This is a genomic window from Pseudoalteromonas sp. S1727, assembly GCF_005886375.1.
Lineage (GTDB): Bacteria > Pseudomonadota > Gammaproteobacteria > Enterobacterales > Alteromonadaceae > Pseudoalteromonas > Pseudoalteromonas haloplanktis.
Genome location: NZ_PNDT01000064.1, coordinates 14,960 through 36,308, shown reverse-complemented (window position 1 = coordinate 36,308; position 21,349 = coordinate 14,960). Strand labels below are relative to the sequence as shown.

Here is a 21,349-nt window from a genome sequence, read left to right as displayed (position 1 = left end):
TAATAGTTAATAACCCAACAGTATTGCGATAAAAAGGCGCATCAATCGCATAAAAAAGCCGTTAGTTGCTTATGCATCACTAACGGCTTTTTCAATCGTGACCGAGGTGGTTACTTTACTTCTTTGCCTGCGGCTTGTTGATCAGCGTGGTAGCTTGAACGAACAAATGGCCCTGATGCTGCATGAGTGAAGCCAATTTCATCGGCGTATTCTTTCAGTGCGTCAAACTCAGCTGGTGGCACGTAGCGTTTGACCGGTAAGTGGTGCTTAGAAGGTTGTAGGTATTGACCTACAGTAAGCATGTCGACGTTGTGTGCACGTAAATCACGTAACACTTCTTCGATTTCACTAATTTCTTCACCAAGACCAACCATTAAGCCAGATTTAGTTTTCACTTCTGGGTGGGCTTCTTTAAAGCGACGCAGTAATTCTAATGACCATTTGTAGTCAGCACCTGGACGGGCAAGTTTGTATAATCGTGGGGCAGTTTCAAGGTTATGATTGAAAACATCAGGTGGTGTTTCAATTAAAATCTCTAGTGCGCGGTCCATACGGCCACGGAAATCGGGTACTAAAATCTCAATAGTGATTTTTGGATTATGTTTGCGAATTTCGCGAATACAGTCAGCAAAATGTTGTGCGCCGCCATCACGTAAATCATCACGATCTACAGAGGTGATCACTACATAGCTTAGCTTCATGTCTTTAATTGTTAATGCGAGTTTTTCAGGCTCCGCGGCGTCAGGTTTTAATGGACGACCGTGTGCAACATCACAAAATGGGCAACGACGCGTACAAATAGCGCCTAAAATCATAAAGGTTGCTGTACCGTGGTTAAAGCATTCAGATAGGTTAGGGCATGAAGCCTCTTCACACACTGAATGCAAACCATGTTTACGCATGGCTTGTTTAATGCCGTCGATACGTTCGGTTGATTTAGGTAAGCGAATTTTTAGCCATTCTGGCTTACGCAACATCTCGTTTTTTTCAGTCGGCAATACTTTGACTGGGATCAACGCCATTTTTTCAGCGTCACGCAGTTTTACCCCTGGTTCCATCTTGACTGGTTTATTCATTCGTTTTCAAACCCTTCAGTATACTTAACGGCAGTTGCATTAAGTTTTTTTATCATGTGTTTTACGAGTCCAGTACCTGCTTGTGCAAGATTTTCTGGGCCGTTTAAGTCGGTTGTTTGCACCATATTCATGCCCGCATAACCACATGGGTTAATGCGCAGAAATGGGCTCATATCCATGTTTACATTCAGTGCTAGACCATGAAAAGAACAACCGCGACGAACGCGAAGCCCTAATGATGCTATTTTGCTGTCGTTAACATACACCCCTGGTGCATCTGCTTTGGCGTAGGCTGCAATGCCATAATCATTGAGTGTATCGATAATACACTCTTCAAGCCAAGTGACCAGTTCTCGCACGCCAATTTTTAAGCGACGTAAGTTAAATAAAACGTACATCATTTGCTGACCTGGTCCGTGATAGGTGACTTGACCACCGCGATCAACTTTGATCACTTCTATGTCGCCTGGCGCAAGTAGATGTTCATCTTTACCGGCTTGGCCTTGCGTGAATACGGGCTCATGTTCAACGAGCCAGATTTCATCTGCATCATGTTCAGTACGTACGTCGGTATAGTTTTGCATTTTTTGCCATATTGGCATGTAACGCTGTCTACCTAGTTGACGGACGATTAGGGTGTTTTCGCTCACTGCTGACTCCGCTTTGCGCTTAAAGCATGTGTCGTACGTCATCAATCGCACTGATAACGTTGTAAATTTCTTCAATATGAGCGCCGCTGGTTACTGTAACTACAAGGCTAACTGACTCGTAATTACCTTTACTACTGGGTTTTACTTTAGGAGCATAGTCGCCAGGTGCAATAGGTTGTAACTTAGTTAGAATTTGATCTGTTAAGTTGACGTTTGCCAACCCCATTACACGAAATGTAAATGGGCAAGGGTACTCTAAATATTCATCAAATTTAGTATTTTTTACCGGTGTAGCCACGACGTTGACTCCTCATACTTAATGTGTGTTTAGTTTTACTTAGCTAAACAATAAACCGTTCTGTTAATCTGCTCTCGACCATAATAACAATTGCATTATTAGCGCATTGGCTTGAGTGCTTTAAATTACCACCAATCACGGTAAATTTTTGATGTAAAAACAAGTCGATAAGCTCAATACTTAGCTGCACTAAGCGATGTTTTTTGCACTATAATTGCTTACATAAGTAATGTAATTGCTATTCAGATTATTTGTCGGTTAGATATGGGGCGCATTCTACCATTTTTAAAGCAAAAAAAAACGCCTTGCAGTGCAAGGCGCTTATATTCTTTAACTATGTATTACATTATTTGTAAACGTAGGTAATCATAAATTTTACTAAAGAAGCTACCTTCTTCAACTTCTTCAAGTGTTACTAGCGGATACTGCGCAATAACTTCGCCTTCTAACTGTAACGATAAAGTGCCTACCGTAGAGCCTTTAGCTAGAGGAGCTTCTAATACTTTATCAAGTTTGAAGTCTGCTTTTAAATTTTTACGCTGACCACGCGGAATAGTAATTGGTGTATCCTCTAAAATACCGAGAGATACGTTTTCTTTATTACCCATCCAAATACGTTGCTCAGCAAAGCTGTCGCCTGCTTTATATGGTGTAATTGTTTCAAAGAAACGGAAACCATAGTTAAGTAACTTTTTGCTTTCAACTTTACGAGCTCGCTCACTCGAGGTGCCCATAACAACAGCAATTAAACGCATGTCGTCTTTAGTCGCTGAGGTAACTAGGCTGTAACCTGCCTCTGAAGTATGGCCTGTTTTGATACCGTCAACGTTTAAGCTTTCATCCCATAACAGTGAGTTACGGTTGTATTGTTTAATACCATTAAAAGTAAATGATTTTTCTGCATACACGGCGTACTCATCTGGTACATCACGTATCAGCGCTGCGCCTAACGTTGCCATATCGCGTGGTGTTGTGAAATGCTCATCGGTATCTAAACCATGGCTGTTAATAAAATGAGTATTGCTCATACCTAATTTATCAGCGTGTGCATTCATTAGATCCGCAAATGCGCTTTCGCTCCCAGCGATATGTTCGGCCATAGCTACACAGGCATCATTGCCAGATTGCACTATGATTCCATGATTTAGATCATCAACACTAATTTGCTTACCGACTTCGATAAACATCTTTGATGATTCAGGGAAGTTTTTAGCCCACGCTTTTTCACTTACCGTAACCATATCAGTTGGTGCAATGTTACCTGCTTTGATCTCGGTGCCGATCACATAGCTGGTCATCATTTTAGTTAAACTAGCTGGAGCAAGGCGGGTATCAGGCTCGCCTTCGGCAATCACTTTGCCTGTTGTAAAGTCAACAAGAAAATAACCTTTTGCATTAACTTGAGGAGGGGCTGGGATGATTTGGGCGGTCGCTGAGAAAACGGCAGCAGAGCATACTAAGGCGCACACACCGTTGAGAATTTTGTATTTAATAGATTTCATCATACTCATTAATGGTTAAAGTTAAAGATTCGCGTTACTCCATTCTATACCCAAACGACCCCGAGATGCGAGTGTCGTTTTTAAACTAACTCACTGGGGGGAGTTTGGGTATTAGTCTTATTGACTGTAAAGCAAGAACGCGTTTTGAAATTGATCCAGTTTTAATTTTTCAAGTACTTGCTGTGCTTGTTCAGCGTCTTTAATTGGTCCTAAGCGCAATCTATAAATTGCATCTTTTTCCACGATATTGGTGGGTAATTGATATTGCTGTCTTAGGGTGTACGCCAGTGCTTCAATATTCTTTAAGGTACTTCCTGCCGCCACTTGGATGTAACTCTGGCGCGCAGTTGAATCGGCCATAGTAACCGCCTCAAGCTTAACCTTCGCTGTACCATGATGGTAGTAACCCAGTTTGTACGCAGCTGCGTAGGATAAATCGATTAAACGATCATCATGAAATGGACCACGGTCATTGACACGGACAATGACAGATTTCCCGTTACTGGTATTGGTTACTTTTACAAAGCTAGGTAAAGGGAGCGTTTTATGCGCTGCGGTCATCGCGAACATATCGTACACCTCACCATTGGAGGTATGATAACCATGAAACTTACGGCCATACCAAGATGCGATACCTTCTTCACTATAACCAGTTTCATCTAACATTGGAGTGTAGTTTTTACCGAGTACGGTGTATGGACGGCCTGCGCTAGCACTTTTGGTAACGGGGACTACAACGGCATCTTGCATTTCTAATTCGGTTGGTACACGCAACGGTGCAGCGTCATGGCGCATACTATAACGGCTGCTATGATCGGTTTTACTACCTGAGCTACTGCATGCGGCTAAAAAAATGGTGAAAAAAGTGAGCGTAATTAACTTTACTAAAGAGTGCATTATTTCAGTAACATCCTTTTATCCGTAGCGATAGACATAATAATGCCAAATCCTGCCATTAAGGTGACCATCGAAGTACCGCCGTAACTTATAAGCGGTAGGGGTACACCAACAACAGGCAGCAGGCCTGATACCATGCCTATATTTACGAACACATAAACAAAAAAAGTGAGGGTGAGGGCACCGGCTAATAACTTGCCAAAAGCATCTTGCGCATTAACCGCAATATACAAGCCACGGCCAACGATAAATAAGTACATACAGAGTAATAAGCACACCCCAAATAAACCAAACTCTTCACTTAATACTGAAAATATAAAATCAGTGTGGCGCTCAGGTAAAAACTCTAATTGTGACTGCGTACCTTGTAACCAGCCTTTCCCTTCAATCCCCCCTGAACCAATGGCAATTTTTGATTGAATGATATGGTAGCCAGAGCCAAGCGGGTCACTTTCAGGATTAAATAAGGTTAAAACGCGTTGCTTTTGATAGTCATGCATGCCGTAGTGCCAAAATGGCCAGGCAGCAAGTGCCACTAAGGCGCTTAAAAAACCAATTAACCGCCAACTTAACCCAGATAAGAACAACACAAATACACCTGAGCTGGCTATCAATATTGAGGTGCCTAAGTCGGGTTGTTCTTTAATAAGCAATGTTGGGATCATAACTATGGCAAAACCAACAACTAAATGCACGGCTTTAGGCGGTAAGTGATTACGGCCAATGTACCAAGCAACCATCATGGGGACGGCTATTTTCATGAGCTCAGATGGCTGAAAGCGGGTAACTCCTAAATCAAGCCAACGTTGGGCGCCTTTTGAACTGACACCAAAAATTAACACACCAACAAGCATTAATAAACCAGCACAATACAGTGGGAAAACTAAGCGCTTTAGTGTGGCAGGTGAAAGCTGTGCTAACACAAACATGCCAATAATTGCGCCAGCCATACGCGTGGCATGGCGGATCATCATTGCGCTGTCTTGGCCGCTGGCACTGTAGACAATAGCCAAACTGGCAGCCATTAAGGTAAATAATGCCAGTAATAATGGCAGATCTAGATGCAATTTATCCCACATAGAACGTTTATCATCAAGCTGCATTATGGCGCCTCATTTTGAGCGATATTGATGGGATTAGCCGAGAAATAGTAATCCATTAACTGACGGGCGATAGGTGCACCTACGGTACTACCACCGCCGGTATTTTCAACAACGATAGACACCACAATTTGTGGGTCATCATAAGGTGCAAATCCAACATAAATGGCATTGTCACGGTGGCGCTCTTTTAGCGATTTTGCATCATAACGCTCACCTTGGGCAATACTAACTAATTGAGCAGTGCCTGTTTTACCAGCAGGGTCATAGCTTACCCCTCTAAATGCTTTATGAGCAGTACCGGTCACTTTGGTAACTGTATTATGCATCGCATCTAAGGCAATTTGCCAATGGTTTGGATCCTTGAGTATCACTGGTGGCTTTTCTTCATTATTAATTTGTACAACCTGATTTTCTTGCTTAGCAACTTGCACTAAGTGAGGAGGGCGGTTAATCCCTTTATTTACTAAAATATTGAGTGCATTGGCAATTTGCATTGGTGTGGCTGTCCAGTAACCTTGTCCAATGCCGACTGAAATTGTATCTCCTCGCCACCATGACTCTTTAAATCGCGCTTCTTTCCATTCTTTTGAAGGGAGAATCGCGGTGGTTTCTTCATGAATATCGATACCGGTTAAATCACCAAAACCAAATTGCGCCATAAAGTCACTAATTTTAGTGATACCTAAACGATAAGCCGTATCATAAAAATACGTATCACATGATTCTTCAATCGCCTTGTAAACATCAACATGGCCATGGCCCCAGCGTTTCCAATCTCGCCATTTATGGTCCACATTCGGTATTTGAAAAAATCCGGGGTCCCAAATAGTGGTATGCTCGGTGACTAAACCCTCTTCAAGTGCCAAGATAGCTAAGTGAGGTTTGACCGTAGATGCGGGAGCATAGCGCCCTTGTGTGGTGCGATTGATCAGTGGTCTATCTGGATTTAACAACGCTTTGTAATTTTTGCTGCTAATACCATGAACAAATAAATTGGGGTCGTAGCTTGGGTTAGAATATAACGCCAATACGCCACCGTCTTTGGCATCCATGACAACCACAGCGCCACGCATATCTTTAAAGGCATGTTGTGCAATTTGTTGTAATCCGATATCTAAAGTCAACACTAAATCGTGGCCGGGTTGTGGTGGTGTCATACTTAAGGTACGAATTACGCGGCCACGGTTATTTACTTCAACACGTTGTGAGCCAACTTGACCATGTAGCAATTGCTCATAGTATTTTTCAATCCCCAGTTTGCCAATATCATGGGTGGCACGGTAGTTAGTGCCTTGATCTTCAGACTCGAGTTTAGCCAGTTCTTTTTTATTGAGTTTAGCAACATAACCTAACGCATGGGTTAGGGTGTCAGCATACGGATAATAACGTGCTAACCGTGCTTCGATGCTAAAACCTGGGAATTTATGCTGATTGACCGAAAAACGGGCCACTTCAAGCTCTGTTAAGCGTGCTTTTAGTACCTGGCTTTTAAAACGGCGGTTATGTTTGATATCGTCTATAAAATCGCTTTTTTGCTGATCTGAAATATCAATAAATTGCGTTAAGGCAGACAGGGATGCATCAAGATCATCCACTTCTTCAGGAATAACCTCTAGATTATAGACGGGTTTATTTTCAGCGAGTAATACACCATTACGATCGTAAATTAGACCGCGATTAGGTGCGATCGGAATAACTTTAATGCGGTTATCGTTAGAGCGAGTTTGGTAGTCTTGATGATCATCTACTTGAATGGTGTATAAATTTGACAATAACACCGCAACTAAAATAGTGATAAACACAAAGCCCACAAAAGCACGGCGAGCAAATAGATTTGCCTCTGCAGAGTGATCCCTAATCGTGGGCCTGTGTTTTCGCATGCGTGATGACTACTCGCGATGATACGGGTGGTTATTGTTTAAGCTCCAGCCTCTATAAAGACTTTCTGCAACAATAATACGCACCAATGGATGGGGCAGGGTCAAATTTGAGAGTGACCACTTTTGCTCTGAAGCTGCAATACACTCTGGTGCTAAGCCTTCAGGTCCGCCAATTAGCAAACTCACATCGCGGCCATCCAGTTGCCACTTTTCCATGTCTTTTGCTAATTGGTGAGTATCAAGCGCTTTACCTGTTACTTCAAGTGTAACAATACGATTGCCTTTCGGGATGGCGGCTAAGGTTTTTTCACCTTCAATATGCAGTATTCGCTTAATATCTGCATTTTTGCCACGTTTACCCGCGGGTATTTCAATTAATTCCAACGCCATATCTTTTGGAAAGCGGCGCTGATATTCAGTAAAACCCGCTTCTACCCATGCTGGCATTTTGGTACCAACGGCAATCATTTGTATCTTCACGTGTTACATCCAAACTCTAGTAAAATTAGTGAGCGTTTAGCTTAGCTCCATAGTTTTTCGAGGTCGTAATAGCTACGTGCGTGATCTTGCATTACGTGTACGATTACATCGCCTAAATCAACCAGTGCCCATTCACCATCTGTTTGGCCTTCGTAACCGAGTGGTTCTTGACCTGCGTGACGAGCTTCTTTTGCTAAATGGTCTGCAATTGACAGTACATGACGCTTTGATGTGCCAGAGCATACAACCATGTAGTCGGTAATGTCTGAGCTTGCAGTTACGTCTATATTAACCACGTCACGTGCTTTCATATCGTCGATTTTGTCTATTGCAAAGGCAAGTAGTTGTTTCGTATCCAAGGTGTTATCTCATTAAAAAGTGAATAGCTGTTATTTTATCACGCAACCAGTATTTATTCATCACTTAGATAAAGTTGCTGTTGTTGAATATACTGACCCACTGCCTTAGGGAGAAGTTCATTGTAATTTATACCTTTTTTTATTGCATCACGTATATCACTTGAGGCAATGGCCAGTTCTTCACCCGTTAAAAAGTATAATTTGCCGCCCGGTTGTGTTGTGAACTCGGTGCTATCATTGCATTCGCTGGCTTGTTGGTAGGCTTTTAATTCACCATGAGCGCTGCATTTTAGCCCCGGACGTTGAAAAACCACTATATGGCATAGCTGGGTAATTGTTTGCCACTGATACCATTTATCTAAGCTATTAAAGGAGTCCATACCAATTAAGAACAAGATTGGTTGTTGAGGGTATTGCGCACGTAGCTCTTGCAAGCTTAATAATGAATAGGATGGGCCTGTGCGATTTAATTCTCGTAAGTCGAGTTGAAAATAAGGGTATGGCGCAATAGCAGCCTTGAGCATTGCAATTCGATGTGCCGTACTGATCCCTGGAGCCGCTTTATGGGCCGGGATTGCACATGGCATAAAATACAAGGTTGCTAAGTTAAAGTGTTTTACACAATGCTTGGCCATATTAATATGACCTAAGTGAACGGGGTCGAAAGTACCACCAAACAATGCAATCATCATAAACGCCTAATAATTAGTTGAGTGGATGCGCAGGCAAAGGAAACGCTAATGGTTGGCAAAAAACTAAACAAATATGCGCTAGCGCTTGATAGGGTTTAACTAAATTACCTTGCTTATAACTGGCATCAAATTGTGCCAAAAGCTGAGTAATTTGCTCAAGGGTTGCGATTGATAAACGACTAAGTGCTTGTTGAATTGGCCCTTGTTGATTTTTCCAAATTGCTTTTTGTTTAAATAAACTTGCTAACTGTTCACCTTGTTGTAAGCCTAACTGCAAGGTAAGTAACAAATTTGCTTCTTTAGTAATAGCCCATAAAATACTGACAGCTTCGGTGTTATCACCTGCCAGCTTATTCAGTACTTTAATTGCTTGGCGGCTATTACCTTGCAGCAATGCATCGGTTAGATCAAAAATATCAAACTTGGCTTGATTTAATAACCCTTGCAATACTTGTTGCTGATCAATCGTCGCAGTGCCATGCAACAGTGACAGTTTTTCAAGTTCTTGAAAGCAGGCTAATAAATTACCTTCAGTCGCTTCTATTAAAGTGCGTTTTGCGTCGTTTTGCATATTGATCTGCAAGCGCTGGCATTGCTCGTCTAACCAACGACTTAAATGGTTGCCAGTGAGTGGGTAGCAGGGGACAAAAATGCCGAATTTATCCAACGCTTTAAACCAGGCACTGCGTTGAATATCTTGGCTGGCTTTTGCACCTGTAATGATCAGTAGGGTATCAGGGTTGTTAAGTTCAACTAACTGCTTAAAAGTTTGACTACCAACAGTGCCTGGTTTCTGAAAGTTTAGATCCAGCTCTATTAACGTACGAGCACTGAATAATGACATGCTTTGATATTGTGCAATCAGCTCTTGCCAATCAAAGCCTGGCATTAAAGTAAATTTAATAACTTCATCAAAGCCTTGCTGTTTAGCTGTGTGGCGAATTTGCTGGGCGCATTGTGCAACTTGAAAGGGTTCTTCACCAAACACTAAATAAAAAGGCTGCATGCCTTTTTTTAATTCATTCGGTAATTGATTCGCGTAACAGCGCATTACAGTTGCGACAGCTCTCGAGTGATACGACGACTGGCTTGCATACGAATTTCATTAAGCAATAGCTCCAATTCCTTCGCTTTAGCAAGTGCGTTATCAGGGTCGTCTTGGTAATTACGATACAGCTCAAAACTCTGTTCGATGGCATCTTTACCTGGGCGCTTGAGTAGATAACGTACGCTGTAAGCTAGTTCGTACTCGGCAACTTGGCCATTTTTAAATAATGACAATGTTTGACGTTCTAAACGGTCTTTAAATAAATACAGTTGCGCTACGTCTTTTTTAGGCGTGCTGAGTAACTCAACTTTGCTCAATGTCAGCTCTTTTTCAAGCATCGCGAATAACGCTGATTTTTCATCATCACCGCTTAATGTGAGGGTGGTTAAATCATCCGGTAGGCTTGATGCTTTTTTAAGATGAAAGCCACAGCTTGATAACAAAAAACAGACTAGCGCTAAGGCTAGTCCGTTTTTTATGGCATGAATAGCAGCCATAATTAGTTAGCAACCACGTTAAGTAGTTTACCTGGTACGTAAATTACTTTGCGGATAGTAACGCCATCAGTGAATTTAGACACGTTAGGCTCAGCAAAAGCTTGAGCTTCTACTTGTTCTTTAGTGGCATCGGCTGGTACGGTCAATTTAGCACGCAGTTTACCGTTAACTTGCACGATGATAAGCTTTTCATCTTCAACAAGGGCTGATTTGTCAACAACAGGCCAAGATGCAGCTAAAATATCACCTTCTTTACCAAGCTCTTGCCACAATTGATGCGACAAATGCGGAGTGATTGGCGCAAGCATGATTAATAATGCTTCAAGTGCTTCGTTAGCAATCGCAACATCTTGTTTATCAGCTAAAGGTGCTTTTAACAATTTGTTTGAGATTTCCATAATTGCAGCTATCGCAGTATTAAATGTTTGACGGCGCTCAATATCATCAGTCACTTTTGCAATCGCTTTGTGCAACTCACGACGTAAAACTTTTTGATTGTTGTTGAGAGCTGATTTATCAAGGGCTTGGAAACCAACAGTATTGACGTCAACAGCGTATTTCCAAATACGTTTGATAAAACGATGCGCGCCTTCAACACCTGAATCAGACCACTCAAGCGTTTGCTCCGGTGGTGCAGTAAACATCATAAATAAACGTACCGTATCCGCGCCGTACTGGGCAATAACTTGTTGCGGGTCGATACCGTTATTTTTCGACTTCGACATTTTGCTCATACCCGATGAGAATACGGGTTCGCCGTCGGTTTTATGCCACGCTTTAGTAACACGGCCTTTTTCGTCGGTTTCGGTTTCAACATCACTTGGTGAAATCCACACATCGCCGCCTTTCTCATCTTTACGATAGAAAGTTTCAGCCAATACCATGCCTTGACATAATAAGCGATCAAATGGCTCATCTGAGTTTACTAGACCAAAATCACGTAATAACTTGTGGAAAAAACGTGAGTACAATAAGTGTAAGATTGCGTGTTCAATACCACCGATGTATTGGTTTACTGGTAACCAGTAGTTTGCCGCCGCAGGGTCAAGCATGCCCTCGTCATGGCGAGGGCTACAGTAACGTGCGTAATACCAAGAAGATTCCATAAAGGTATCAAAGGTATCTGTTTCATGAAATGCAGGCGCGCCATTGACTGTTGTTTTAGCCCACTGTGGATCTGCTTTGATTGGTGAGGTAACACCGTTCATTACTACGTCTTCTGGTAAGCGTACCGGCAGCATATCTTCAGTTGCAGCAAGCTCGTTACCGTTTTCGTCACTAAGCATAGGGATTGGCGAACCCCAATAACGCTGACGGCTTACACCCCAGTCACGTAGGCGGAAGTTTACTTTACGCTCACCCACGCCAAGGGCTTCAAGTTTATCGGCAACAGCGTTAAACGCGCTGTCAAAATCAAGGCCATCAAATTCGCCTGAATTAACTAACACGCCTTTTTCAGTGAATGCTTCTTCTTTTAAGTTAACTTCAAGCTCAGAGCCTGCAGCAGGTGCAATTACCTGTTTGATATCTAAACCATAAGCGCTTGCAAATTCGTAGTCACGTTGGTCGTGTGCAGGTACTGCCATTACAGCGCCTGAGCCATAATGCATCAATACAAAGTTAGCAACCCAAATCGGCACTTGCTCACCGGTTAATGGGTGAGTTGCAAAAAAGCCCGTTGCAATGCCTTTTTTCTCCATGGTTGCCATGTCTGCTTCAGCAACTTTGGTGTTTTTACACTCTTCAACAAAGCGTGCTACTGCATCGCTATTTTTAGCTGCTTCTTGTGCAATTGGGTGGGCACCGGCAACAGCGAGGTATGTAACTCCCATAAAAGTATCAGGGCGAGTTGTATATACGCTAAACTTTTCGTTGTTATCTGTACGGGTAAACTCGATATCTAGCCCTTCAGAGCGGCCAATCCAGTTACGTTGCATGGTTTTAACTTGCTCAGGCCAATCTTCTAACTTGTCTAAGTCGTCAAGTAGCTCTTGTGCGTAGTCAGTAATTTTAATAAACCATTGTGGAATTTCTTTTTGCTCAACCACAGCGCCTGAGCGCCAACCGCGACCATCGATCACTTGTTCGTTTGCAAGCACGGTTTGATCCACTGGATCCCAGTTTACCGTTGACATCTTTTTGTATACTAAGCCTTTTTCGTACAGCTTAGTGAAAAACCATTGTTCCCATTTGTAATAGTCAGGGTGGCAGGTCGCGATTTCACGATCCCAGTCATAACCAAAACCTAATTGCTTAAGTTGGGTACGCATGTAATCAATGTTTTCGTAGGTCCATTTTGCTGGGGCTGTTTTGTTTTTAATAGCCGCATTTTCAGCAGGTAACCCAAACGCATCCCAACCCATAGGTTGCATAACGTTTTTGCCTTGCAAGCGTTGGAAGCGAGAAACAACATCACCAATTGTGTAGTTACGCACATGGCCCATGTGGAGTCGGCCACTTGGGTAAGGGAACATAGAAAGGCAATAATACTTTTCTTTGCTTTCATCTTCAGTGGCTTTAAATACTTGGTTTTCTTCCCAGTAGGCTTGGACTTTTGACTCTATGTCTTGTGGGTTATATTGCTCTTGCATCTACGATTCCAGACTTCTTGCAAACTAATAAAAAATTGTCGATAGGATACCCCAAAAAAAGCGCTATTCACAGCGCCAAATTGGCGCTTTTTATAAATTCGCAACTAAATTAGTTTTCAGGGCAGGTTAACCTATACTTATCTAATCTGAGTGTTGATTTTTCATCATTTTTCTAGGAGCACACAATGGCTGATTATAAAACGTGGTTAACAGACTTGAGTACGTGGTTAAAAGATGTAAAAGAGCACGAGCTGAAAGATGCAATGGACAAGTTCATTGAATCCGAACAAGCGCTCAAAGATTTAGGGCAACAAAAACTCACTTTATACCGAGAATATTTAAAGCGTGATATTGACCATATTCAAGAACATGATCAACACTATGATTCTCTTGCGTGGCAAGAACTTAAAGAGTCTTTGTGGTTTGAATTATCTCATATTGAAGACAAAACTCAGCTGGAGTGGCGCGCATTAGATCAAGATTTTAAGCACAATGGGGTCTATCACCAAGGTGAATGGATAGCCATGGGCACATTAGTATGTAAGAATTGCCAACATAGTTATGATATTTACCATGCAACGCAAATTACAGCTTGTCCTGAATGTGATGGTATTTACTTTAGCCGCAAGGCACTACAACCTTAAATGTTTAGTGAGCAGTGCTTTTATGTGTACTGACACCACCCTAAAATCAACGAATATGTTGGTATAAAAAGAAGTTAGAATGACGAAAAAATTGCTGCCATTACCTGTGTCGGCCCTTGCGCCGACAATTTCACTTAATCATGTGCAAACGTGCATGAGCAATCCATATCCAGAAACCTTGACTTTTATTGGTCAACAACGTGCGCAAAGCGCACTTGATTTTTCACTGGGAATGGAACTACCTGGTTACAACGTATATGTAATGGGCGAAGCCGCTCATGGTCGTTTTACATTAGTAAAAGATAAGCTTGAAGCGCACAGCAAAGGGCGTCCGACACCAAACGAATGGTTATATGTCAATAATTATGATGACCACCGTGAGCCTATTGCGTTATTTATGCAAGCAGGTCAAAGCAAACAACTTGCCGATGACATTGACTCATTTATTGACGAAGTACTCGACACCTTTCCAGCGGCATTCGATAACCCAGCTTATCAGCGTAAAAAGAAAAAAATCGATCGTGAATTCAACGACGCCTACGATAGTGCAATTACTGAAGTTGAAATAGCAGCTTTGGAACAAAGCGTTGCCCTAATAGAAGAAAAAAGTGTGGTGGGTTTTGCCCCGCTTATTGATGGCAAACAGTTAAGTGATGCTGAATTTGCTGAGCTTGATGATGAATTACGTGAACAATTTTATGAAGTTATCGAAAAGCTCGAAGATGCGTTAATTGAAGCGCTTATTGAGCTACCACGTTGGAAGCGCGAATCATCTGAAAAACTGCGTAATTTAAAAAAATCGACAGCTGAACTTGCCACCAAACCCTTACTTAAAGATCTTGAACATAAATATGCCGCTCACATCGGCGTGCTACGTTATTTAAAAGATATTCGCGTAGAAATTATCGACGCAGTGCTTGAGTGGCTTGACGACGAAGATGTAAGCGATGAAAACAAAGAAGACTTTGACCGCAAAGGCATGTTAACAGACTTTTTTGCGCCTAATATTTTGGTGGAGTTTAAAGAAGGCGATGCAGCGCCGGTCGTGTATGAACCAAATCCAACCTTTGGTAATATTTTTGGCAAAATTGAGTATGCGACCTCACAAGGCTCGTTGATCACCAGTTATCGTTCAATTCAGCCAGGTGCGTTGCATCGGGCGAATGGCGGTTACTTGATCATGGACGCTGAAAAAGTAATGGCGAATCCACAAGTATGGGATGGCTTAAAATTATCTCTAAAAACCCATCAAATTAAAAATGACTTACCATATCAAGACAGCGCCGTTGGCAGCAGTTTTACGTTACGCCCGCAGCTAATTCCGCTGGATGTGAAAATTATTTTATTGGGCTCTCGCGAGCTGTATTACACCATCGGTGAGTACGACGAAGAATTTGCTGAGTTGTTTAGAGTGCTTGCTGATTTTGATTATTACTTACCTAGCAGCGATAAATTGCAGTATCAATTTATTACTAAAGTGCTTGAGTATTGTGAAGGGACGCTAAAGTGTAGCTTAACGGAATCAGCAATGGCGCGTTTACTTAAGTTTAGTTATCGCCAAGCAGAGCATCATAATAAGTTATCGGCTCGTTTTGCCGATGTATTGGAGCTAGTCGCAGAAGCCAGTTTTTATACCAAGCAAGATAATCTTAGCCTTATTGATGCACATCACATTGATGAAGCTATTGAAGGTAAACAATATCGCACCGGGCAAATAAGTGAAAACATGCTCAGCGATATTAAAGAAGGGCACACATTAATTGCCACCGACGGTCATGCGGTAGGTAAGGTAAATGGTTTAACTGTGTTGCACATAGGTGATACTTCTTTTGGTACACCTGCGCGTATAACTGCCACTGTATATGCAGGCGCTGATGGGGTTATAGATGTTGAGCGCGAAGCTGAACTTGGCAAAGCGATTCACTCAAAAGGCGTGATGCTATTGACGGGATACTTAGGCAATAAATACGCCCAGCAGTTTAGTTTAACGCTCAGCGCCAATATCGCTATTGAACAAAGCTATGGTTACATTGATGGCGATAGCGCATCGCTCGCGGAGCTTTGTGCATTGATCTCCGCAATCACCAGCCTGCCTATTAGCCAATCGATCGCATTGACTGGATCAATTAACCAACATGGTGATGTGCAAGCCATTGGTGGCGTAAATGAGAAAATAGAAGGCTTTTTTAAGCTGTGTAAAATGCGTGGTTTAACGTCTGAGCAAGGTGTCATCATTCCTAAGTCGAATCAAGTCAACTTAGTGCTAGATGATGAAATTCTTAATGCGGTAGAGTTGGGCAAGTTTCATATCTATGCCGTTGAAACTGTTGACCAAGCACTTAACTTATTAATGGATATTCCCGCTGGTGAGCTTAAAGACGGACAATACCCAGACAATTCAGTCAATGGTATTGCTTTGGCACGATTAAGTGAAATTGCTGATATCGTTAATGGCGATAACGACGAAAAAGAACACGAGAAAGAATAGTTATGATCAACATTATGTTGGCGGTGATTATCGCCATTTTATGCTTTTTAATTTTTCAAAGTAGTAAAAAAGCAAAGCAACAAGCACTTGAAAATGCGCAAATAGAGGCCGACTTTTTAGTGGCTAATAGTAAGGTGGAGGGCGTCGTTGAAACTGCCTCAGGCCTGCAATATAAAATTGTGCAGCGCAGTGGTAATGAAGCAAAACCGAGCCCAACCAGCATGGTGAACGTGCATTATCACGGTACTTTGCTTGATGGCACTGTATTTGACAGCTCTGTCGATCGTAATAGCCCGATCAGCTTTGGCTTACACCAAGTGATAAAAGGCTGGACAGAGGGCTTACAATTGATGAGTGAAGGCGACAAATTTACTTTTTATATTCCTCATCAACTTGCCTACGGCGAAAAGCGAGTGGGGAGCATTCCTCCTGCGTCGTTACTTATATTCGAAGTCGAGCTGATTAAGATCGAGTCATAAGCGTATCTAGACGGCAATATGAGATGACTGAGCTTAATTATAAAAATTATACGCTGCAAGAATTACTTGAAGCGCAAGAAACTATTGATCAAGAACTGTTTCCTTTGCGCTATCAACAACTTTGCACAGAAATAAAACTAAAACAGAGCGACCCTCACCAAATAGGTTTAGTAGAACGAAAAGAATATTTTAATAATCTTATTTTCGCCAAAATTATCATGGCGCTACTTAGTTGGTTTCTTGCGTCTGAACTTTATTCTTCTTGGCAGTTAGGTGTTGTCTCATTTAAAAAAAGTGATTATAGCTTAGCTGATAACCCACAGATGTTTTTTTTTCTTAACTTTCACGAACTCTTTTTTGTTACTTGTTTTTTTGATGATGCTGTTTAAAAATAGCTGGGTTAAACAAGCTGAAATGAAAAGTTAGTTTCTATACTGGGTTATAGCTTAAGTTATATAGCTTGTGGCCGATACCTTTATACCCAAACCATCTCAAGATGCGAGTTTCAGTTGGAATTAAAAGCGATTTAGGCAAGGCATTGATTGCAAGTAATAGTGGTTCTATTGTTAAAATCAATAACGCAGTATAAATCGCTTTTAAACCAACCCATTGGGCGTTCCACAGGCATTTACTCTCAGCGTTGTTACTTCTTAAAAGGGACTGCCATTCTTGCAAAGTAACGCCTTGATATTAAGTCCCTGTGAAACGCTGAATTCTGCATTTTGAGGTGGTTTGGGTATATTAAGACCATTTCAGGATGAAATAATGAAGATATCACCGGTATTTAACCTTCCCGAAGCTAAAAGCTTTCAAAGTAACTACGAGAAACATTTAGCAGAAAAGCGTGTGCAAGAAGATGATGAGCCTCAATATACGCTGTCTGAGTTTTTAGATGCCAAGGCGCAACAATACAGCGATGAAGATGCCAGCTTTGCGGGACAATATGAAAACTTAGAAAAAGTATACGACGATTTAGAGCAAAAGATTAATGTACTGCAAGCGCAAATTAGTAAACTCAAACAAGACCCAATCCAACGCCACCTGCAGCTAGAAAGTGCCACTGCAGAGGTGGTTAAATCTGAACAAAGTACAGTACAGCAAAGTTTAAAAATAGCACCTGAGCATACGGGCGTTAAGCGCTACAGAGAATCCCAGCAACAAGAACAAATAGATATCTTGATGCAGCAGCTTAATGAACTGCAATCTAAGCAAGCAGAAGTTAAGCAACAGATGATGGATATGGTCATTACAGAACTTAAAAAGCGAGATAACGAAGAATATAAACTTTAAACAGTGTATATAACGTTATTTACACTCTGTTACAGTAATTTATCGCACAAAGCTGCAATCCATCCTTAAGTTGTTATTATGATATAAAATAACAACCGCTCACTAGTTGGGCATAGAAGGATGGTCTCGTTGAAACTACGTACTTTATTAACGGCACTCGCTGTTGCAGTTACGCCTGCAATCTCATCAGTTGCGCTCGCCTACGAAACACACGATACGCGCTTATTGCGTTTCCCGGATATTCATAAAGAATCAGTCACCTTTGTTTATGCAGGTGATATTTACATCGCTAATATAAAAACGGGCGAAAGCACACGCTTAACTGATCATATTGGTTTTGAAACCTTTCCTAAGTTTTCCCCTGATGGCAGTAAAATAGCTTTTTCAGCGCAATATAATGGCAGCCGCCAAGTGTATGTGATGAACCGTGACGGCTCTCAGTTAAAACAGTTAACTTATTATAATGATGTAGGGGTGATGCCACCGCGTGGTGGATTTGATTATCGCGTACTTGATTGGACGCCTGACGGTAAGCATATTGTATTTAGAGCTAATCGTACGCCCTATGGTAAACGTGTTGGCCGCCCTTATATGGTACCAGTTGATGGCGGGTTGGAGCAGCCATTAGCAATCCCTGAAACGGGTGGTGGTATGTTATCGCCTGATGGTAAACAGTATTTATATACCCCCATTGATCGCGAGTTTCGTACTTGGAAACGCAGCCGCGGTGGTCGCGCGCAAGACGTATGGATTTATAACTTAGAAAATAATACGTCAAAGCAACTAACCAATGATCCTGCAACTGAGCAGCAACCGACCTGGGTGCATGACAACATTTACTATGTTTCTGATAAAGACTATACCCTAAACTTATATAAGCACCAAGACGGCAAAGCGCCTGTAAAAGTCACTAATCACAGTGAGTTTGATGTACTTTGGCCATCAGCTGGGCCTGATGCTGTCGTCTATGAAAATGGTGGTTATTTATATCGCTTTGATGACGCCTCTGGACAGACACAAAAACTGACTATCAATGTGCAGGGTAACCGTGAATACACTATGCCATACAGCAAAAATGTAGCTGGTTTTATTGATTCAATGGATATATCCCACGATGGTAAACGCGTGTTATTTAGTGCTCGTGGTGAGTTGTTTTCAGTGCCTGTTAAACATGGTCCAACCCGTAATCTCAGTTACACGCCAAAAGGGCGAGAAATTGCTGCATCGTGGTCACCGAATGGCCGTTATGTCGCCTATATGAGTGATGAAAGCGGTGAATACGAGATTTACTTACAAGACCGCGCCAACAACAATCAGGTTAAACAGCTAACGAGTAATGGCACTATTTGGCGTTTTGACCCAGTTTGGTCGCCGGATAATAAAAAGCTCTTGTTTGCTGATCAAAACCATACGCTTTGGTGGCTTGATATAAAAACGGGCAAGCAACATAAAATTGATACCGCAAAGTATGAAGAAGATGGCTTAACCACGTATATTTGGTCACCAAATAGTGAAGATATTGTGTTTGTTAAAAACAACGAAAACCGTTATGCGTCACTTTGGCATTACAATATCAAAGAACAAGATTTAACGCGTTTGACTGACGAGATGAGCAGTGAGAGAAATCCAACGTTTTCGCCAGATGGCCAACAATTGTATTTTACCTCTGAGCGTGATTTTAATTTAACGTTTAGTAGTTATGAATTTGACTACATGTTTAATAATGCCACACGCATTTACGCGGTGGCGGTAAACAATAAAATCAAACCGCTGAATAGCCCTTTGACCGATGAAATCAGCATTGTTGATAATAAGGAAGATGACGATGATACCTCGTCTAAAGCGCCAAGCAATCGTATTGATAGCAAAGGTTTTATGCAGCGTGCAGTGGCCCTCAATGCACCCGCTGGCAACTACGGTGCATTAAGCGGTGTTAAAGATGGGGTATTAACTTTATCAGGCGGTGAACTCAAGCTTATCCCCAGTGCTGTGGATGGTGAGATAGTCACTGTTGCTGGTGGTGTTAGTCGCTATAAAGTATCAGCCAATAGCGAGCATATCATTGCCCGTGCTGGCGATAACTACAGTGTTATTAAGCCTGCTGCAAAACAAGATTTAAAAGCCACGCAACTGAACCTTAATGACATGATGCTAAAAATTGACCCGCAAACCGAGTGGGCACAAATGTACCGTGAAGGCTGGCGTACTCTGCGTGATTGGTTTTATGACGAAAATCATCATGGTCAAGATTGGGATGCGATTTTAAAACGTTATCAGCCGATGGCGGATGCAATCGCACATCGCGCTGATCTCGATTACGTGTTAAGTGAAATCGCCGGTGAGATTAACTCAGGACATATCTATGTAAATTCTGGTGATATGCCGCGTTCTGAACGTTTGCAACATGGTTTACTTGGTGCTGAAATTAGCGCGCATAAATCTGGTTATGTAAAAATTGAGAACATCTTTAAAGGTGAGAACTGGCACGAAAACTTCCGTTCACCACTAAACGAAACGGGCGTTAACGCAAGCGTAGGCGACTATATTATTGCGGTGAATGGTCGCTCAGTAAAAGACGTCGTTAACTTTTATGAGTTACTTGAAAACACCCAAGGCAAACCGGTTGAGTTATTACTGAGTAAGTCGCCAAGTGTTAAAAGCAGCTGGAAAGTGTCTGTTAAACCGATTGCCAGTGAAACTGGTTTACGTTACTTACAGTGGACGCAAAGCCGTGCTGAGTATGTAGATAAGCTTTCTGATGGGCGCATAGGGTATGTTCACTTACCTAATACCCATTACGAAGGTAACCGTGCATTGTTTAAAAACTTTTTACCGCAAACAACAAAAGAAGCAATGATCATTGATGATCGTTACAACGGCGGTGGGTTTATTCCTGAGCACATGATCACTTGGCTTGCGCGTAAGCCGCTTAACTATTGGAAGCGTCGTGGTGTTGAACCGACTAAAACTCCGCAGTTTGCCCATGATGGACCAAAAGCCATGCTGATCAATGGTTATTCAAGTTCAGGTGGTGACGCATTGCCGTATTATTTCCGCCAAGCAGGCTTAGGTAAACTCATTGGTACCCGTACTTGGGGTGGTTTAATTGGTATCTCTGGTAATCCAAGCCTAGTTGATGGTGGCTCAGTGATTGCTGCCACCTTTAGAATACTTGACAACGACGGTAACTGGATCATCGAAAACGAAGGTGTAAGCCCAGATATCGAAGTGATAGACCGTCCAGAACTTATTCAAGCGGGGCAAGATCCGTCGGTTGAACGTGCCGTTGAAGAGCTGTTAAAAGAGCTTAAAGCAAATCCGAAAAAACCGTTGGTTGTGCCACCGGCACCAACCGAGTTTGGTAAGTAAATCGTA

20 protein-coding genes are annotated in these 21,349 nt (G+C 42.0%); 6 read left to right on the top strand and 14 right to left on the bottom strand.

All coding sequences use genetic code 11. From position 1 onward, the window contains the following. Positions 1 to 110: 110 nt before the first annotated feature. The 13 genes from lipA to leuS form a co-directional block, all read right to left on the bottom strand. Positions 111 to 1,076, bottom strand: a complete 966-nt coding sequence (gene lipA, locus CWB85_RS14660) for a lipoyl synthase (RefSeq protein WP_016707589.1) — start codon at positions 1,074 to 1,076, stop codon at positions 111 to 113. Beyond that, the gene (lipB, locus tag CWB85_RS14655) at positions 1,073 to 1,726 is read right to left on the bottom strand and encodes a lipoyl(octanoyl) transferase LipB (RefSeq protein WP_029216058.1); all 654 of its coding nucleotides are present in this window, start codon (positions 1,724 to 1,726) and stop codon (positions 1,073 to 1,075) included. The genes lipA and lipB overlap by 4 nt, the downstream gene beginning before the upstream one ends. 19 nt (positions 1,727 to 1,745) lie before the next feature. After that, positions 1,746 to 2,024, bottom strand: a complete 279-nt coding sequence (gene ybeD, locus CWB85_RS14650) for a DUF493 family protein YbeD (protein ID WP_016707587.1) — start codon at positions 2,022 to 2,024, stop codon at positions 1,746 to 1,748. A 341-nt stretch (positions 2,025 to 2,365) separates the two neighbouring features. Then, positions 2,366 to 3,526, bottom strand: a complete 1,161-nt coding sequence (locus tag CWB85_RS14645; RefSeq protein ID WP_029216057.1) for a serine hydrolase — start codon at positions 3,524 to 3,526, stop codon at positions 2,366 to 2,368. Between the two features lie 117 nt (positions 3,527 to 3,643). Continuing rightward, complete coding sequence (locus CWB85_RS14640; RefSeq protein WP_016707584.1) at positions 3,644 to 4,423, bottom strand: septal ring lytic transglycosylase RlpA family protein; 780 nt, start codon at positions 4,421 to 4,423, stop codon at positions 3,644 to 3,646. After that, on the bottom strand, positions 4,423 to 5,529 hold the full coding sequence (gene rodA / locus CWB85_RS14635; protein ID WP_085999740.1) for a rod shape-determining protein RodA: 1,107 nt from the start codon (positions 5,527 to 5,529) through the stop codon (positions 4,423 to 4,425). Before rodA ends, CWB85_RS14640 begins: the two co-directional genes overlap by 1 nt. Beyond that, positions 5,526 to 7,406: a penicillin-binding protein 2 gene (gene mrdA / locus CWB85_RS14630; protein WP_138555292.1), complete on the bottom strand. Its 1,881-nt coding sequence runs from the start codon at positions 7,404 to 7,406 to the stop codon at positions 5,526 to 5,528. Before mrdA ends, rodA begins: the two co-directional genes overlap by 4 nt. A 9-nt stretch (positions 7,407 to 7,415) precedes the next feature. Then, positions 7,416 to 7,886, bottom strand: a complete 471-nt coding sequence (rlmH, locus tag CWB85_RS14625; RefSeq protein WP_016707581.1) for a 23S rRNA (pseudouridine(1915)-N(3))-methyltransferase RlmH — start codon at positions 7,884 to 7,886, stop codon at positions 7,416 to 7,418. 41 nt (positions 7,887 to 7,927) lie between these two features. Then, positions 7,928 to 8,245: a ribosome silencing factor gene (gene rsfS / locus CWB85_RS14620; protein WP_016707580.1), complete on the bottom strand. Its 318-nt coding sequence runs from the start codon at positions 8,243 to 8,245 to the stop codon at positions 7,928 to 7,930. A 53-nt stretch (positions 8,246 to 8,298) separates the two neighbouring features. Continuing rightward, positions 8,299 to 8,934, bottom strand: a complete 636-nt coding sequence (gene nadD / locus CWB85_RS14615; RefSeq protein ID WP_138555310.1) for a nicotinate-nucleotide adenylyltransferase — start codon at positions 8,932 to 8,934, stop codon at positions 8,299 to 8,301. A 16-nt stretch (positions 8,935 to 8,950) separates the two neighbouring features. Further along, a complete protein-coding gene (holA, locus tag CWB85_RS14610; RefSeq protein WP_138555291.1) occupies positions 8,951 to 9,988 on the bottom strand; it encodes a DNA polymerase III subunit delta in 1,038 nt (345 codons plus the stop codon). After that, the gene (locus CWB85_RS14605; protein ID WP_016707577.1) at positions 9,988 to 10,482 is read right to left on the bottom strand and encodes an LPS-assembly lipoprotein LptE; all 495 of its coding nucleotides are present in this window, start codon (positions 10,480 to 10,482) and stop codon (positions 9,988 to 9,990) included. The genes holA and CWB85_RS14605 overlap by 1 nt, the downstream gene beginning before the upstream one ends. Before the next feature lie 2 nt (positions 10,483 to 10,484). Next, positions 10,485 to 13,073, bottom strand: coding sequence for a leucine--tRNA ligase (gene leuS, locus CWB85_RS14600; RefSeq protein ID WP_138555290.1), 2,589 nt, complete (start codon positions 13,071 to 13,073; stop codon positions 10,485 to 10,487). Positions 13,074 to 13,258: 185 nt separating this feature from the next. On the opposite strand from leuS, the gene CWB85_RS14595 reads away from it, so the two are divergent. The 4 genes from CWB85_RS14595 to CWB85_RS14580 all read left to right on the top strand — a co-directional run bounded on the left by CWB85_RS14595 (position 13,259) and on the right by CWB85_RS14580 (position 17,073). Continuing rightward, positions 13,259 to 13,717: a zinc ribbon-containing protein gene (locus tag CWB85_RS14595; RefSeq protein WP_016707575.1), complete on the top strand. Its 459-nt coding sequence runs from the start codon at positions 13,259 to 13,261 to the stop codon at positions 13,715 to 13,717. Positions 13,718 to 13,796: 79 nt separating this feature from the next. After that, on the top strand, positions 13,797 to 16,205 hold the full coding sequence (locus tag CWB85_RS14590; RefSeq protein ID WP_016707574.1) for a Lon protease family protein: 2,409 nt from the start codon (positions 13,797 to 13,799) through the stop codon (positions 16,203 to 16,205). A gap of 2 nt (positions 16,206 to 16,207) precedes the next feature. Next, on the top strand, positions 16,208 to 16,684 hold the full coding sequence (gene bamJ / locus CWB85_RS14585) for a BamJ family beta-barrel-assembly machinery protein (RefSeq protein ID WP_138555289.1): 477 nt from the start codon (positions 16,208 to 16,210) through the stop codon (positions 16,682 to 16,684). A gap of 23 nt (positions 16,685 to 16,707) precedes the next feature. After that, entirely contained in the window at positions 16,708 to 17,073 is a 366-nt protein-coding gene (locus CWB85_RS14580) for a hypothetical protein (RefSeq protein ID WP_138555288.1), read from the top strand. A 40-nt stretch (positions 17,074 to 17,113) separates the two neighbouring features. Here the strand turns inward: CWB85_RS14580 and CWB85_RS14575 are convergent, their stop codons facing one another. Next, on the bottom strand, positions 17,114 to 17,359 hold the full coding sequence (locus CWB85_RS14575) for a hypothetical protein (protein WP_171039021.1): 246 nt from the start codon (positions 17,357 to 17,359) through the stop codon (positions 17,114 to 17,116). Positions 17,360 to 17,449: 90 nt separating this feature from the next. On the opposite strand from CWB85_RS14575, the gene CWB85_RS14570 reads away from it, so the two are divergent. Together CWB85_RS14570 and CWB85_RS14565 are read left to right on the top strand one after the other, a co-directional pair. Beyond that, complete coding sequence (locus tag CWB85_RS14570) at positions 17,450 to 17,974, top strand: hypothetical protein (protein WP_138555287.1); 525 nt, start codon at positions 17,450 to 17,452, stop codon at positions 17,972 to 17,974. A gap of 129 nt (positions 17,975 to 18,103) precedes the next feature. Next, positions 18,104 to 21,343, top strand: a complete 3,240-nt coding sequence (locus CWB85_RS14565; RefSeq protein ID WP_502705317.1) for a S41 family peptidase — start codon at positions 18,104 to 18,106, stop codon at positions 21,341 to 21,343. Positions 21,344 to 21,349 lie beyond the last annotated feature (6 nt).